This is a genomic window from Deltaproteobacteria bacterium (genome assembly GCA_019308925.1).
Taxonomy (GTDB): Bacteria; Desulfobacterota; B13-G15; order B13-G15; family RBG-16-54-18; genus JAFDHG01.
On sequence record JAFDHG010000057.1, the window covers coordinates 1 to 15,275 of the forward strand.

General features: G+C 50.4%; 16 protein-coding genes and 1 pseudogene. 4 read left to right on the forward strand and 13 right to left on the reverse strand.

Going from position 1 to position 15,275, the window contains the following annotated elements:
- Positions 1-53: 53 nt before the first annotated feature.
- Entirely contained in the window at positions 54-1,337 is a 1,284-nt protein-coding gene (locus tag JRI46_09620; GenBank protein MBW2039839.1) for an AMP-binding protein, read from the reverse strand.
- Positions 1,338-1,669: 332 nt separating this feature from the next.
- Between JRI46_09620 and JRI46_09625 the strand changes: the two genes are divergently transcribed.
- Positions 1,670-2,899, forward strand: a complete 1,230-nt coding sequence (locus JRI46_09625; protein ID MBW2039840.1) for a hypothetical protein — start codon at positions 1,670-1,672, stop codon at positions 2,897-2,899.
- Positions 2,896-4,128 (forward strand): glycosyltransferase family 4 protein, encoded by a 1,233-nt coding sequence (locus JRI46_09630; GenBank protein ID MBW2039841.1) that lies wholly within the window; start codon positions 2,896-2,898, stop codon positions 4,126-4,128. The genes JRI46_09625 and JRI46_09630 overlap by 4 nt, the downstream gene beginning before the upstream one ends.
- Before the next feature lie 217 nt (positions 4,129-4,345).
- Here the strand turns inward: JRI46_09630 and JRI46_09635 are convergent, their stop codons facing one another.
- From JRI46_09635 to fusA, 6 genes and pseudogenes are all read right to left on the reverse strand, one after another.
- Positions 4,346-5,497 carry a transglycosylase SLT domain-containing protein gene (locus JRI46_09635; protein MBW2039842.1) on the reverse strand — a complete coding sequence of 384 codons (1,152 nt, stop codon included), beginning with the start codon at positions 5,495-5,497 and terminating at the stop codon, positions 4,346-4,348.
- 526 nt (positions 5,498-6,023) lie between these two features.
- Entirely contained in the window at positions 6,024-6,722 is a 699-nt protein-coding gene (locus JRI46_09640; GenBank protein MBW2039843.1) for a lipid-binding SYLF domain-containing protein, read from the reverse strand.
- A 17-nt stretch (positions 6,723-6,739) separates the two neighbouring features.
- Positions 6,740-7,345 (reverse strand): AmmeMemoRadiSam system protein A, encoded by a 606-nt coding sequence (gene amrA, locus JRI46_09645; protein ID MBW2039844.1) that lies wholly within the window; start codon positions 7,343-7,345, stop codon positions 6,740-6,742.
- Positions 7,325-8,149, reverse strand: a pseudogene (amrB, locus tag JRI46_09650) (AmmeMemoRadiSam system protein B). Before amrB ends, amrA begins: the two are co-directional and overlap by 21 nt.
- A gap of 154 nt (positions 8,150-8,303) precedes the next feature.
- Entirely contained in the window at positions 8,304-8,753 is a 450-nt protein-coding gene (locus JRI46_09655; GenBank protein MBW2039845.1) for a D-tyrosyl-tRNA(Tyr) deacylase, read from the reverse strand.
- Positions 8,754-8,771: 18 nt separating this feature from the next.
- Positions 8,772-10,868, reverse strand: a complete 2,097-nt coding sequence (gene fusA / locus JRI46_09660; GenBank protein ID MBW2039846.1) for an elongation factor G — start codon at positions 10,866-10,868, stop codon at positions 8,772-8,774.
- A 250-nt stretch (positions 10,869-11,118) separates the two neighbouring features.
- On the opposite strand from fusA, the gene JRI46_09665 reads away from it, so the two are divergent.
- Together JRI46_09665 and JRI46_09670 are read left to right on the forward strand one after the other, a co-directional pair.
- The gene (locus tag JRI46_09665; GenBank protein MBW2039847.1) at positions 11,119-11,310 is read left to right on the forward strand and encodes a hypothetical protein; all 192 of its coding nucleotides are present in this window, start codon (positions 11,119-11,121) and stop codon (positions 11,308-11,310) included.
- A gap of 64 nt (positions 11,311-11,374) precedes the next feature.
- Positions 11,375-12,118: an NAD-dependent deacylase gene (locus JRI46_09670; GenBank protein ID MBW2039848.1), complete on the forward strand. Its 744-nt coding sequence runs from the start codon at positions 11,375-11,377 to the stop codon at positions 12,116-12,118.
- Between the two features lie 47 nt (positions 12,119-12,165).
- Here JRI46_09670 and JRI46_09675 read toward each other — a convergent pair whose 3' ends face one another.
- From JRI46_09675 to rimM, 6 genes are all read right to left on the reverse strand, one after another.
- Positions 12,166-12,531 carry a YraN family protein gene (locus tag JRI46_09675; protein ID MBW2039849.1) on the reverse strand — a complete coding sequence of 122 codons (366 nt, stop codon included), beginning with the start codon at positions 12,529-12,531 and terminating at the stop codon, positions 12,166-12,168.
- A gap of 2 nt (positions 12,532-12,533) precedes the next feature.
- The gene (locus JRI46_09680; GenBank protein ID MBW2039850.1) at positions 12,534-13,166 is read right to left on the reverse strand and encodes a ribonuclease HII; all 633 of its coding nucleotides are present in this window, start codon (positions 13,164-13,166) and stop codon (positions 12,534-12,536) included.
- A 10-nt stretch (positions 13,167-13,176) separates the two neighbouring features.
- Positions 13,177-13,518 (reverse strand): 50S ribosomal protein L19, encoded by a 342-nt coding sequence (rplS, locus tag JRI46_09685; GenBank protein MBW2039851.1) that lies wholly within the window; start codon positions 13,516-13,518, stop codon positions 13,177-13,179.
- Entirely contained in the window at positions 13,515-14,066 is a 552-nt protein-coding gene (locus tag JRI46_09690; protein MBW2039852.1) for an RNA methyltransferase, read from the reverse strand. The genes rplS and JRI46_09690 overlap by 4 nt, the downstream gene beginning before the upstream one ends.
- Positions 14,067-14,098: 32 nt before the next feature.
- Complete coding sequence (gene trmD, locus JRI46_09695; protein ID MBW2039853.1) at positions 14,099-14,824, reverse strand: tRNA (guanosine(37)-N1)-methyltransferase TrmD; 726 nt, start codon at positions 14,822-14,824, stop codon at positions 14,099-14,101.
- On the reverse strand, positions 14,814-15,275 hold a 462-nt coding region (gene rimM / locus JRI46_09700), incomplete at its 5' end, for a 16S rRNA processing protein RimM (protein ID MBW2039854.1). The genes trmD and rimM, both read right to left, overlap by 11 nt.

Genomic DNA, 15,275 nt, shown 5'->3' on the forward strand with positions numbered 1-15,275 from the left:
CTCTGCATTACCCCGCCGATCTTTATCTTTCCCATTATCGCAACGCCCTATCCTTACTCCCAGCGACGGCGATCTACAATCTTTTGGTGCCAGTCAGGAATAGTCCCTGGCGGTACGACCTCTACTTCACCCTTTATGGTCAAGATCTCTTTGATGGCCTTCTCCAACCGTCTCTTTAATAGACCTTTGTTTACGGCCTCATCCTTTACCTCAGCCACAAAGGTCATTACGTCGGTGTAATCCTTACGGGTCACAGCCACCTGGTATTTGAAGATCTCGGGGAATTGGGTTGCTATCTCATCGGTCTGCCAGGGATGGATGAAGGTACCTTTTACCTTGGTGGCCTGATCAATGCGTCCTAAGATCTTCTTGAGCCGGTAGGAGGTGCGACCACAGGGGCATCCTTCTTCCACCAAAAGGGAGAGGTCTCCCGTGGCAAACCTTATCATTGGAAAGAGGGGGTTAAAGTTGGTGGCCACAATCTCCCCTGTCTCCCCTGGCGAAACCTGTTTGCCAGTATGGGGGTCAACGACCTCCACAATTATGTTTTGGGGGAGATGGAGCCCGTTTTTATAATGGCACTCATAGCCCAAACACCCTGTAAAGACAGTGCCGTACCCCTGACGCACGGCCATCCCAAGTTTTTCCTCCAATCGCTGGCGAAGTCCCTCCGGGAGCATCTCGGCGGAGACAAATCCAACCTCCAGATTGAGGTCCTTCTTTAAGTCCACCCCCATGGTCTCCGCCCTCTCGGCCAGGGTCATCAAGAAGCTGGGGGTCCCTATGAATCCATTTACCTTGAGGATCCGCATTATATTGATCTGCATCATGGCATTGCCGACCCCCGCAGGGACTACGGTAATCCCCAATGACCTTAGGGATTCATCCATGGTGAAGGCAAAGGGCCAAAGGTGATAGTTAAAGGTGTTCTGGACGATGTCCCCCTGGCGCATACCGCAGGCAAAGAGGGCCTCTGCCCAGTTTTTGACTTCGTATTCCCCCACCTCAGGTTGAAAGATCAGGCCGGGGTTGACATAGATCCGACGCACCTTGTGGGGAGGGGCCGTCTCGAACCCCCCGAAGGGAACCTCTTCCTTCTGCCTCGTCCCCAGGTCCTCTTTGCGCACCAGGGGGATCTTCTCCAGATCTTCGAGGCCATGGATATTATCGGGGGATACTCCCATCATATTGAGCTTTTCCCTAAAGGCCCTGGAGTGTTGGTAGGTATATTTAACAAATTCCCTTAGTTTTTTGGACAGATGGGCCTTCCTCTCCTGGGGGGAGAGGGTCTCTAGCCTTTTATCAAAAAAGCCTTTTTTCCTCTTCTCAAGTCCCATTTTCCCTCCACTGATCCCCATACGTAGGGACAAATAACCCCCTTTTTTGGGGGATGCAATTATGCTATAAAAAATTACTACAAAGACTATCCAATTGCAACCATGACGAACCAGGGAGAAGGCATTGAAGCAAAAACTTCATTTTTGCCCCAAAGACCCTGAGTTCAAGAGGGATCTGTATGGTCATCTGGGCGATAAGACTTGATAATCATATAAAGGGCTTAGTATTTAAAAAGGAAAGATGATAGCTGGAAAGGTAGCTATTTTGCGTTGTATGTAATCTCACCTTTTATTTTCGATGGAGGAAAACCAAAAAAGGAGGAAACCACGATATGAGGGTTACCATGGTAATTCCAACGTATTGGGCAAGGGAAAATGAAGCTGGTTGGAAGGAGGGAGATGCCATCTATGACCACCCCACCCCTTTAGACAAGGAAGGGACACTGTTTAGGGCGATGCAGAGCATGGATGTATTAGAGGATAAAGATTTTCAATTGGTGATAATAGCTATAGCGACTGCCGGGGATATTGAAAAGCGGGTTGAGGAGAAGGTCGCCCGTATCATACAATCCGCGGGCACTAGGGGGATAGAAACGCTTCTTTTTGGACCCTCTCATCTCGGACAGATACACGATCTATTGCACAGCAAGGGCAAAGAGGAGTATGGTGGACTTCTACAGCTGCGTGGATACTCTAATGTTAGAAATCTATGTCTGTTCGTTTCCCATGTCCTGGGTTCGGAAGTGGCGGTGCTGATTGATGACGATGAGGTGTTCGAAGATCCAAGATTTATGGCGAAGGCCAAAGAGTTTGTAGGTAAAGACATCGGAGGCAAGGCAGTGGACGCAGTAGCGGGATATTACCTCCAACCGGACGGTGATTATCACCTCAAAAGACCATTTCGCCCGTGGATGAAGTATTGGGACCAATATGGGAGGATGAACGAGGCGTTTTATAAATTCATTGGCACTGAACCGAGGATGAAAGAGACGCCTTTTGTATTTGGTGGCAACATGACTATTCATCGCAGTCTCTTCACGGTCGTGCCTTTTGACCCTTTGGTTCCAAGGGGAGAGGACATAGACTTTTTGATAAATGCAAAGATGTTCGGATTTAATTTCTTCCTGGATAACCGACTATCTATCAAGCATCTTCCCCCACCAAAGGCACATCCCACCTGGAGGCAGCTGCGAGAAGATATTTATCGCTTCATATTTGAACGGGCGAAGATCGCAAACCAAAAAGAGGAACAGGGAATGAGGAAGGTCTACCCAGATGATTTCGACCCTTATCCAGGATGTTTCCTGAAAGATGACTTAGAAGAGAAGATATTCAGGTCTTGTGAGATGTTGGCCATTGAATATCTGTCAAATGGCGACGGGAAAGGAAGCCAGGAGGCGTTAAACAACATCGTCCTTGCCGAAACAGAGGCGGTGCCAAAATTCGACCCCTTTCAGAACATTTGCAGATTGCAAAAAAGCTGGCAAGGCCTAATGGAATATGTCAGCGAAGGAGAATTTTTTTCACGTATAAAGGGAATTATCAGAGGGGAAAGGAGATGAATCTGCTGTTCTTGACAAAGCTTCTCCCCAGGGCAGATATCATAGGCGGCCCTATATTGATCTATCATAGAATTAAGAATCTATCTTCAATGGGATACAAGATAACCTTGGTTGTCCCTGCCTATACTGATGAGGACAGAGATGACAAGAGCCTTGTGCCCTTTTGTGAGAGGGTTATCCTGATTGACTCCGTCAAAGAAAGGCCCTACGATGAAATTGAGACACTCTACAAAAGGCTGAACAGACCGAGGTTCTTCTTGGCCGGAGACGGGGGGTTCTATCAAGGCATAGAGGATGCGTTCAGGTCAGCCCTGGAAAAGGATCACTTCGACGCCATTATTGCAGAATACTCGATAGTGGGGCAATACCTGGAGGCAAATTATGATCTTATTCCTCCAAGTACCATGACCATAATCTCTGTGCACGAATGCTATACAAAGGCCTTTGAGCTCAGGGCAAAAAAGGGAGAGGGAATCACAGAAGAGACCATGAAGGAAATACAAGATTACGAGTTTAAGATGTATGAGAGCGTTGATAGAGTCTTGACTTTGACTAAAGAGGATAGAGACATCATGATAGGTTATGCTCCGGGGTTAAAGGATAAAATCGAGGTAGTTCCTCACGGAGTTGATACGGAATTCTTTACACCTCCAAAAGAGAAATCGTGGGTCAGAGATACCAAGAATATCCTATATGTGGGAAATTTTTTGCATCATCCTAACGTGGATGCGGTGAAAAATTTCATTGACCACTGCTGGGGTAAGATCCAGAGAGAGGTTCCAGATGCGAAGTTTTACGCCATTGGGTTCAGTCCGCCTCGAGAGCTCTTGGATTTAAGAAGCAAGAATGTGGTTGTCCAGGAGGGTGGAGATAACGAAAATATGCGGCGATTTTATTGGGAATCCGATGTCTTTGTGGCACCGATTGAGCTGGGCACTGGCTTTAGGGGGAAGCTCTTAGAGGCCATGGCTTGTGGTCTACCGGTCGTTGCCACTGGATTGGCCACCTTCGGGATAAATCCAAGACATGGGAAGGACATGTTTGTTACCGATGACTATGGGGCTTTTTCTGAGTATGTGATTATGCTCTTAAAGGACCTCAAACTCAGGAAGGAGATTGCCGCTAACGCGTTAACGTTGGCAAGAAGTTATGACCATAGGCATGCGGCTGAGAAGTTAGACAAGGTGATTAAAAGGGGCAAGAAAGGGGCCCCATCAGCTAATCAATAGGTGTACGCCTTTCATGGATATTGAATAGTTACCTAGCGGGAATACTTATTTGTAATGACCAGGACTTGGGTCGACAATCAGCATGTATCATAACTTGCAGGGGATGATGAGGCCAATAAAATCTTTGTTAATTTGGCTCGTTTATAGGAGTACAACTAAATCACCCTCAGTTTTCTTGAACGTGATCCCTCCATAGAAGCAGATGATGCCCCATGGGCTAGTCATTCCTGGAAGAATTGGCTTTACTATCATCTTCATCTTTGTCAATTTCGACGGGCTTCAGTTCCTTCTGATGAATGATTAGCTGATCACCTGGATGGATGGGTGTATTTGGATTGAGGCGATTCCAAATGATGATGGCCGCCAAGGGGACATCGAATTGATCGGCGATGGAGGAAAGGCTGTCCCCCTTTTTAACCACATAGATTCGTTCCTTTTGATCCATTAACCAATGCTTCAGGAGATGTCGGTATCGGGCCTGAAAGCCCTTTGAAGCCCCCTTCGGGATCAGAATCGCATGGCTTCCCTCAAGTAGGTAGTGCCCCCGAAATTCGGGATTCAAATCCTTGATTACCTTAAAATAGGTTTTCGCTGCCTGGGCAATAATTCGGATCGGGGTATCCTGGAAACAGTCGACCTGAATCCGATCGAATTTTATAGGGGGGTAGTAATCCTCTTCAGAGAGCTGAAACCCATATCTTTCTGGGTCGGAGAAAATCAGCTTTATTGAAAGAATCCTAAAGACATATCGTTTGGTTTCAAGGGGGAGGTAGAGGTGGTAATAGTTATTGGTTCCCTGTTCCAGGATTTCCGCTACAAGCCCGTCTTCACCCATATTGTAGGCGGCAGCAGCCAGGGTCCATGAGCCAAAAGTTTCGTGAAGGTCCTTAAAACACCGAATCGCCGCCTCGGTAGAGGCAAAGATATTTCGTCTCTCATCGATGTGTGCGTTGATAACGAGACCGTAGTTTTGGCCGGTGTACTTCATAAACTGCCAGAACCCTATCGCCCCCTTTTTTGAGCCCACGTGAGGTCGAAGGGCACTCTCAGCAATAGCAACGTACTTGAGATCGTCTGGCATCCCACTCTTTTTTAACATCTTTTCAATATGGGGCAGATAGCGGCGGGAACGCTTCAACCACAGAATTACCTGAGGTCGATCCCAGAGGGAAAGCAGGAGTTCCTTTTCAACTCGCTCCCGAATCTCCTGAATTTCGGTGGGGACTCGTTCGCCACAAAACTCCAGAGGTGTGGCTATCTTGAGAGATGAAACCAGGGAAGGGAAATGGGCAGATTTGAGGGGTTGACCATGAACGTTTGACCAAGAGAAGAGCCCTATACAAAGTAAAATAAAGGGGTTCCATTTCATGCGACTCACCTCTTTAGGATTAACTTTTTATGTATCAACTCCAGTTTTCCTTCCGGAGTTCTCTGGCCCTTCAATTTCTATATCATACTTTGCCACAGTATTCACACCCATCACTTCAATGTTTGTAATTTCTAGATTCACGGGATCAAATTATTCTGGAAATTTTCTGGAGGGTCATAGACAGTGTTTCCTTGAAGAAGAGGACCCGGTCAATATTTGAGGAGAGCGCTATTTTAGAATTTGAGCTGGCATAAGACTTCTGTCAAAAATACGTTAATCATCACGCTCACAAGATCATAGGGGTTGTTTACGCTGTATTTGTTCCCGGTGCTGTGCTGATAAAGTGAACATACAAGAAAGGTTTCTGATTAGCCAATCTGGATGTGTTGAGGGAAGATATCTTGCCAAAATACGCAATTTTCATAAGGTTGCGATATGGTTAGAATATTAAAACCAGAGGCTCTGATTTTTCTTCCCGATGTCAGATTGTATTAAAATATGTGGCGAAGATTTTTAAGATTAAGTCTCATCTGTTACTGTTTAACGCTTTTATGAGCTTCCTGGCTGAAGCAGGGGGCTTTATTTTGCCACTCAATAAGATCCTCTCTGGAGTGATATGGCGGCCATAGTAAGATTTATTCGCCTCATAGTCAGGTTCGAGTATACTTCCTTTTAACGCAACCCCGACAAAAAGTCCTTTTGCCCTAGAATAGGTCAATACTGCTCCCCTTAGCAATATATCCGTGCTCAGTTCGGTATTTCTGCCCACAGGACCGGCAGCGACGGCGGCATCAGTACCCAGGGTAAACCTATCCTGCACCAAACCCCTCAATACCCTTCTTTTAGGGATGATCAAGATCAAATCGATAACCTGAACCCCAATTTGGAACCCAATACTACCTCCACTGATGATGTAAAAAGATGGGGCACCCCATTCTCCGGTCCACTCATCACGCGCTACCACCACTCCTTTGCCCCCCCTTCCCCCTATAACCAATCCGGCCTTAACCACGGAGGGAAAGATGGCAATGGCCTCACAATTACGCATAAGTTTGGCTGGGATGCTATTTTCAGGTATACTCATTATCTCTTCTAGAACCTCAGCGCATTCGTTGATTCTGCCTACTTGCCTCACCTCATCAGCATACAGCGCCGGCACTGTGACAAGCATCCCTAAAAATAGATTTAACATCAGAAGATGACACAGTGTTTTTTTCATCTTCATCTTTTTCCTCTCGAGGCTTAGAATATATCCGCTGAAAAGATGTAGATCTTGGTCTCCTTGTCCTTCCAGGCATGGCGGGCGAGCCCTGCCTTGAAGCAGGTCTGCTCCAGGAAGGTCTCTCTATCCCAACCGTACTCGGTGGCCACCTGGGGGAGCAAGAGCCCCGAACAAAACCCCCTCTCGATGAAGATCCCGTGTTTCCCCACCTCGATCTCGTTGGTATCATCTATCTGTTTGAGGGGGGTGAGGACAGAGATCTCTATATCCAGATCCTTCAGTTCCTTTTTGGTAACCGGGGGGAACCTAGGGTCATTGAAGGCTGCAGCCGCGGCCATCTCCTCCACTGCCTTGTACAGGGGCTTGATTCCCCTTACATACCCGATGCACCCACGCAAGGCCCCATGTTTATTGATGGTCACGAAGGCCCCACGGGGTTCCTTCAACCTCTTGGATTTTACCTTAAACTCCGAGACCTTCTTTCCTGAGGCCTTGTTCCAGATCACTGTTCGGGCTATCTCATGAAGGATCCTTTTCTCCTCCTTGTTGAGGCCTAGATCCACCCCCACCTTCTCCTTTTTTTGCCCCTTTTCGGGATTGGTGCTACGGTAAAGGGCAGCTGCCATATACCCCACCACACTGCTGTGGTCCCCTGTAACATCGCCAGAGTTGGCATACTTGAGGACCTCCCCATGGTTGGCACCCAAGGTCCGGGCCGCCAACATCACCGCTACGGTGGGACCACCGCCGCAGGCCTCACACCTGCCTCTCTTCAAGTCCTTGCTCAGCCCTTCGGGGTCAAATGCGTCCACATGCTCCAAGACCACCTGATCCAACTCCACCGCCCTCGCATAGGGGTGAAAGTGAGATAGATCTGTGCTGGCAATCAAGAGGGCCTTCTTCCCCTTAATCATCTCCACGATGGCCTTGCTCAGCTCCTCGCAGATATAGAAATCCTGTTCCCCCATAATAATGGGAACCAGCCGGAAGTCCTTCAGGACCACCTGAAGGAAGGGGAGCTGGATTTCCAGGGAGTGCTCCTGGGCGTGGGCCTGGGGAACATAACTGATGAGAGGACTCTTCTTTATCAGGGCCTCAGTGAACTCCTCATCAATTGGGACGATGCCCAGGGGGGTGCGATAACCCCCTTGGGGGTAGACCGAGACCCCCGTGAAGTAGGCCCGGTGGCTGGGGGCAATGATGACTACCACCTCATAGCTCTTGCCCTCCAAGAGCTTATAAGAAGAGGCTGCCACCTGACCGGAATACATATAGCCCGCATGAGGGGCGATCAGGGCAATCAGATCGCCTTCTATTTTTTTCGTAGGGGCATGCTCTAAATACCCCTTGATGTCCTCGGTCAACCTTGCCGGGTCCCCTGGGTACCAAGAGCCGGCGATGACCGAATCCCTGATATTCTTCCCAACCATGGCCTTCCCCCTTTCTCCTGCTCCTCCCCCCCATAGTGTTCCATAGGGGATAAGGGATAAGACTAAAACCAAAATCCCTATTTTCAAACCCCAGAAGGCCTTAAGTTCTCCCATTTTTCTAAGTATAATACGCAAGCGACTTTCATCAAGGAGCCTAAAACAGCCTTTTGCTGTCGAGCAAGAGTGTCACAGGACCATCATTGACAAATTTCACTTGCATCCTGGCCTGAAATTTGCCCGTGGCCACAAAAACCCCTCTTTCCTGGACCTTAGCGATGAAGCGTTGATATAACTCCCGCGCCCGCTGGGGTTCGGCAGCCTCGATGAAGGAGGGCCTGCGCCCTTTGTGACAGTCACCAAAGAGGGTGAACTGCGAGACCACCAGTAGCTTACCCCCTACATCGACAAGGGAGAGGTCGAACCTTCCCTCATCATCCTCGAAGACCCTGAGCTGGGGGATCTTGGCGGCAAGGTAGTCAGCATCCTCCTCATGGTCCCCCCTCCCCACCCCCAGGAAGACGAGCAGGCCCCTCTCGATCTCGCCAACGACCTTTCCCTTGACGAAGACCCTTGCCTCCCTTACCCTTTGGACGACGGCGCGCATCCCTCGAATGGGATATGTCTACTTTCCCTCCTCTTTTGTCTTTTGGTCCTTAGCGATGATCTTCTCACTGATGTGGGATGGGACCTCTTCATAGTGGGAAAACTCCATGGTGAAGCTACCCCTTCCTCCGGTTATCGACCTGAGGTCAGGGGCATATTTCAGGACCTCCGCCATGGGGACATGGGCCCTGATGATCTGGTTATTTCCTTTGGCCTCTACCCCGAGTATCTTGCATCGTCTGCCGTTGAGGTCCCCGATTACATCCCCGACATTCTCTTCTGGAACGATGATCTCCACTTTCATAATAGGTTCCAAGAGTACAGGACTCGCATCTCGTACACCTTTTTTGAAGCACATGATCGAGGCAATTTTAAAGGCCATCTCCGAGGAATCCACCTCGTGGGATTTCCCGTCATAAAAGCGGACCCTTACATCAACTACAGGATAGCCTGCCAAGACACCAGACCCCATGGCCTCGGCGATTCCCTTTTCTACAGCCGGGACAAAGCTCCTCGGTACATTCATGCCTGTTAGCGCATTCTCGAATTCGAACCCTTTCCCTCGCTCCAATGGGAAGATATCAAAATGGACCTCGGCAAACTGCCCCCGTCCTCCTGTTTGCTTTTTGTGTCTGTAGATAACTCCCTTGGCCACTTTTTTTATCGTCTCCTTATAAGGTACCTTGGGAGCCTCCAGATCAACCTCCACTCCAAATTTGCGCTTGAGTTTTTCCACCACTACATCCACATGGACCTGCCCCACACAGGAGAGGATGATCTCTTTGGTTTGTCCATCTCGCGTGACGTTTATGGTGGGGTCCTCCTCCATAAGCTTATGCAAGGAGGTGGCGATCTTCTCCTCATCCCCTCTGGCCTTGGGCCTGATGGCATAGGAAATGACTGGGGGTGGAGGGAATGTCCCTTCAAAGAGAATGGGATTCTTCTCGTCACAAAAGGTATCACCAGTGGTGGTCTCCTTGAGCTTGGCCACCGCCACTATATCCCCGGGGGCAGCGAAGCCGACGGGCTCCTGTTTTTTCCCCTGGAGTATGAAGATCTGCCCCACCCTCTCCTTTATGCCCTTGGTGGAATTATAGAGGGTGGTATCTGCGCTGATATTCCCCGAGTAGACCCGGAAGATGGTCAGACGGCCGGCAAAGGGGTCGGCGATGGTCTTAAAGACATAGGCGGAGAAAAGGGCATCCTCTTTGGCCTCTCTGGTCTCGAGCTCCCCAGTTCGGGGGTTCTTACCATGTCTCGGCTCTACTTCTGAAGGAGAGGGGAGACAGGTGTTGATCAGGTCCAAAAGGGGCTGGATCCCTATATTTTTTATTGAGGAACCGCAGACCACAGGGGTGAATTTACCCTCTAAGGTTCCCTTCTTCAGACAACGGTAGAGTTCCGGCAGGCTCAATTCTTCCCCCTCCAAGTACTTCTCCATGATCTCGTCATCCATCTCTACCAGGGTCTCGATGGTCTTTACCCGTTGCTGCTCCGCCTCCCCGGCCATCTCTGAGGGGACCTCCTCTTCCCGGTACCTTCCACTCTCATCCCCCTCATAGATATAGGCCTTATTGCGCAGGAGGTCGATTACCCCCTTAAAGTCCTTCTCATGTCCGATGGGAAGCTGAACGGGGAGGGCATGGAGGTCGTCCAAATTCTCCCTGATGTCCTCCAGGGTCTCGGCGAACCTTGCTCTTTCCATATCCATTTTGCTGATAAAGATGATACGGGGTAGTTGCAGGGCGTTGGCCTCCGCCCACACGGCCTCAGTCTGGACCTTGACCCCAGAGTTGGCCCCGATAACGATGACCCCCCCCTCTACCACATGCATGCACGCCTTTGCATCGAAGATAAAATTGGCATCCCCTGGGGTATCCAATAAAACCACCCGATGTTTGTTCCATTCATAGTGGGCGATAGCTGAGCTGGTGGATATCTTGCGATTTATCTCCTCGGGCTCAAAATCGAGGATAGAAGATCCATCGTCCACCCTGCCCATACGGGTATTCATCCCGGTGTTGAAGAGGATTGCCTCTGCCAGAGATGTCTTACCATCGCTGCCGTGGCCGAACATCCCGACATTCCTGGTCTTTTCCACCTCGTACTTTCTCATAAGAAAGCTCCCTCCCTTTGAGGTCGTTCAACAACCTCTCGTATTAATATAAGGATCGGGAAATTATGCACTTTTTGAGGGCTCATTTACCTTCTTTGTGCCTTTGTAATCTCTTCTAATATCTCAAATTATTGTCAGGGATTGCAGGGAATCTATTTCTCTGTATTATCAATAACCATACTTTTTTTGTCCTTAAAAGTCAACCCTACGCCCACTCTGGGCCGAAGGAATCTGGAAGAAGCAAGAGGCGTTGGCGGTCGTCTGTTCCCTTATCATCATAAGTTTTCCCTTTGCCGTCGAGGGAATAAGAAAAAGCCGTAAGCGCACAGCACTCAGCAATCAGCTTACTGAAGAGCCCAGAGACGGATTTCTTGCCAATGACTTGACTGAGGTGAAGGGCATGCTTGCATACTTCACCAAAAAACTGAATTCTGATCGCTGAACGCTACGAAAGTCCATTGACATCAGGATGACAGGGGTGATATAGAACCCATGAAGAGGGAGAGATGGAGTTCTCCGACAGTTTGATAAATGAGTTTCAGCCATTTAAAAAGGTCGTGGTCCTCACCGGCGCGGGGATCTCGGCCGAAAGTGGTATTCCTACCTTTAGGGGGGAGGATGGGCTCTGGAGGAGATACCGCGTGGAGGAACTGGCCACCCCTTATGCCTTTCAGACCAATCCAAAACTGGTCTGGGAGTGGTACGATTGGCGTCGGGGGATCATCACCGAGGCCGAGCCCAACCCAGGACACACGGCCATTGCTGAGATGGAACAGATCTTCCCTCACTTCTTCCTTATCACACAGAACGTGGATGGACTGCACCGCCGGGCGGGAAACACCAAGATCATCGAGATCCACGGCAACCTCTGGCAGTTGCGGTGCGTAAGGGAGGGAAAGGTGAGGGAGGACTACCGCGTCCCCTTGCCGGAGATCCCCCCCAGGTGTGAGTGCGGGGCCCTGTTGCGTCCCCATGTGGTGTGGTTCGGGGAATCTCTGGATAAAGGAGATTTGGCCCGTTCATACCGCCTGATAGAGGAGTGTGATCTCCTCTTAGTTGTAGGGACGTCTGCCGTGGTCCAGCCTGTGGCCTCCTTTCCGCTTATGGCCAAACGCCAGGGGGCCTTTGTGGTGGAGGTAAATAAAGACCCTACCTCTATTTCCTCAACCGTGGATGAATCTCTTATCGGTAAGGCCGGCGAGATCCTCCCAGCACTATTGGGGAGAGTAAAGAAGCACCGGGGTAAATAGGATGGAGATAAAGGGGAAAAATTGTGCGGAAGGTGGTATTCTGCTTATCATACCTGAAAGGCGTCTTTGATCAGCTCTATCTCCGCGCCGGAAGGGGTAAGTTGGATGGCCACCACATCGAAGCGAGCGGGGATGGCCTCCTTCAGGTGGTGCTCTACAATATAGGCCTTCGCCACCTGAATGAGTTTTTTCTGCTTGAATCGACCTACCGCCTCCTGGGGAAGGCCGAACCCTGACGAGCTACGGGCCTTGATCTCAACGAAGACCAAGGTCTCTTTGTCTCGGGCGATGAGGTCGATCTCCCCCAAAAGGCAACGGTAATTCCTCTCGATGACCTTATAACCCTTCTTTTGGAGATACCTGACGGCTAGGTCCTCTCCCCTCCCCCCCAGGACCTTCCTTTTGTCCCTCATTCCTAGCCTCTTATATACTCTTTTACGCCTTTGAAGGTCCTTCGATGGATCTCACAACATCCGTACTTACGGATGACCTCTCGATGTTCCCTGGTGGGGTATCCTTTATGGCAGGCAAAATTATACTGGGGATAGATACGATGGTATTCCAGCATCAACCTGTCCCGGGTGACCTTGGCCAAGATGGAAGCCGCAGAAATGGACGGGCAAAGGTCATCCCCCTTTTTTAAGGACCTCTGGGGGATATCAATGGGGATAGGGGAAATACCATCTATCAGGAGGAAATCGGGCAATGGATCCAGGCACAGGACAGCCTCCTTCATCGCCTTGATGGTAGCCTGCAGGATGTTATGCCTTTCTATATCCCGGGGCCCCACTATCCCCACCCCCCAGCTGAGGGCACGGGAGGTGATGGCCTGGTATAATTGCTCTCGTTGCCCAGGGGTAAGCCTTTTGGAGTCTCGCACCCCAGGGATTTCCTCCCCTGTGCGGATTATGACCGCTGCCGCCACCACAGGACCAGCAAGGGGTCCCCTTCCCGCCTCATCCACCCCTGCTATCCATCTGTAGTTCTGGGTGCTTAGAAACTCCTCCGGAGAATCCTGGTCAGGGGTCGCTGGATCTCCCTTTTTCATCCCCTTTCCGTTATCTTTTTTCTCTGATCCGGGCCGCCTTTCCCTTCCGTTCGCGCAGGTAATAAAGGCGGCTACGGCGGACGCGGCCCCGGCTTACCACCTCTATCTTGTCGATGTAGGGGGAGTATAAGGGGAAGATCCTCTCCACCCCGGTTCCATAGGAGACCTTCCTAACGGTGAAGGTGGCCCTGGTGTTTCCCCTCCGCTTGCGAATGACCACCCCTTCAAATACCTGAGTCCTCACCTTATCCCCCTCCTGGATCTTGAAATGGACCTTAACCGTATCCCCTGCCTTGAACTCCTGGATATCCATTCGCAGGTGCTCTTTTTCTACACTCTCTATGGCGTTCATCTTAGTTCCCCTCCAAAGAGTCTATCCAAGATAATAGCAGCCGCTGTTCGGACGGACAGGTGATTATACCCTTTTCCCTCTATTGGTTCCAGTATATAATTGGATCCCTCGACCATCTCCCGCGTCAGCCCCCAACCTGTCCCGAAGAGGATGATATAGGGGTTGTTCCCCCTCTTTTGGAGGAGATCGGCCATCTCCCTATAGGACCTTGCCCCCGCGTAAGGCCTGGCCGCTGTCGCCACCGTCTTTACCCCCCGGCCTCCCTCCTCTTCAATCCCCTTCAAGACCCCCTCCAGATCGCCAGCCATCCTTATCAGGGAAAGGGCCTCTTTTCTGGTCGGATTATATGCCGCCCCCCTCCCCGTCACCCAGTGATCGATAAGTCGTCTTGCCAATTCCTGTTGCGATCGCAAAGGGGTAACCACGTAGAAACCTCCCAGCCCATAGGTCCTGGCCAGCCGGGCCAAGTCATGAATATCTATGGTGGTCAGGGCAGTGGCGATCACCCTCCCCTGTCGATCGTAGACAGGATAGTGAACTAGTGCGATATGTATATAATCAAAGGGACTCTCTAATTTCCTCAATCCCCCTTCAGCTCCTCGAGGATCTTCAGATCCTCCTCGGAAAGCTCGGCCCTAGCCAGCAGATCAGGTCTCCTCTCCCAGGTCCTGCGCAAGGCTTCCCGTCTTCTCCACCTCTCAATGGCCCGATGATCACCGGAGAGGAGGATTTCCGTAACCTTCCTTCCCTCGAATTCCCTCGGTCGAGTGTACTGGGGATATTCGAGCAACCCCTGTGAGAAGGAATCATCCTCAGGTGCCCCCTTATCCCCCAAGACTCCAGGGATCAGCCTGGAGACCACGTCGATCAGCACCAAAGCCGCAAGCTCCCCACCTGTGAGGACATAATCACCGATGGAGATCTCCTCATCTGCAAAACCCCTCACCCGTTCGTCTACTCCTTCGTATCTCCCGCATATCAGGACGAGATGGGATAGTTGGGCGAGTCTCTTCACCACCTCCTGCTTAAGGGGTATCCCCTGAGGGGTCATCAGGATAACCCGTGCCCCAGGATCCTCGGGCCTGATCGCCTCTACCGCTCTGATGATGGGCTCCGGTTTCATAATCATTCCCTTCCCACCACCGTAGGGGTAATCGTCGGTCACCCAGTGCTTTCCCTCGGCATAGTCCCTGATGTTGATGAGGTTGACATTGATTAAACCCTCTTCGCGGGCCTTCCCGATGATGCTATGTTTCAAAGGGGAGTAAAACATCTCGGGGAATAGGGTGAGGATATCAAAGATCATCTTCCTCTAAAAGTCCCTCCAAGGGGTGGATGACCATCTTGCGGGTATCCTTGTCTATCTCAACGATCACATCTTTGATGGCGGGGATCAGAAACTCCTTCTCACCCTTTCTCACCACATAGACGTCGTTGCTCTTTGTGGGGAAAATCTCCTTTACCTCCCCCACGTCACCCCCTTTTTCCGTAAATACCTGCATCCCCAAGATCTCGTACCAATAATATTCATCTTCTCCCAAAGGGGGGAGTTTTTCGGAATCAACTAAGACCCAATCTCCCTTTAGACTCTCTGCCTCCTCCCTGGTCCAGACCCCATCCAGCTTGGCCAGGATGAACTTCTTTTGAGGACGAACCTTGATGGGCCGATAGGGTCGGGGGGTCTCTTCCTCCCCCTGGAGGTAGATCATCTGATACCGGGAGAAAAAATGGGGATCTTCAGGATTGAAGTACTCAAT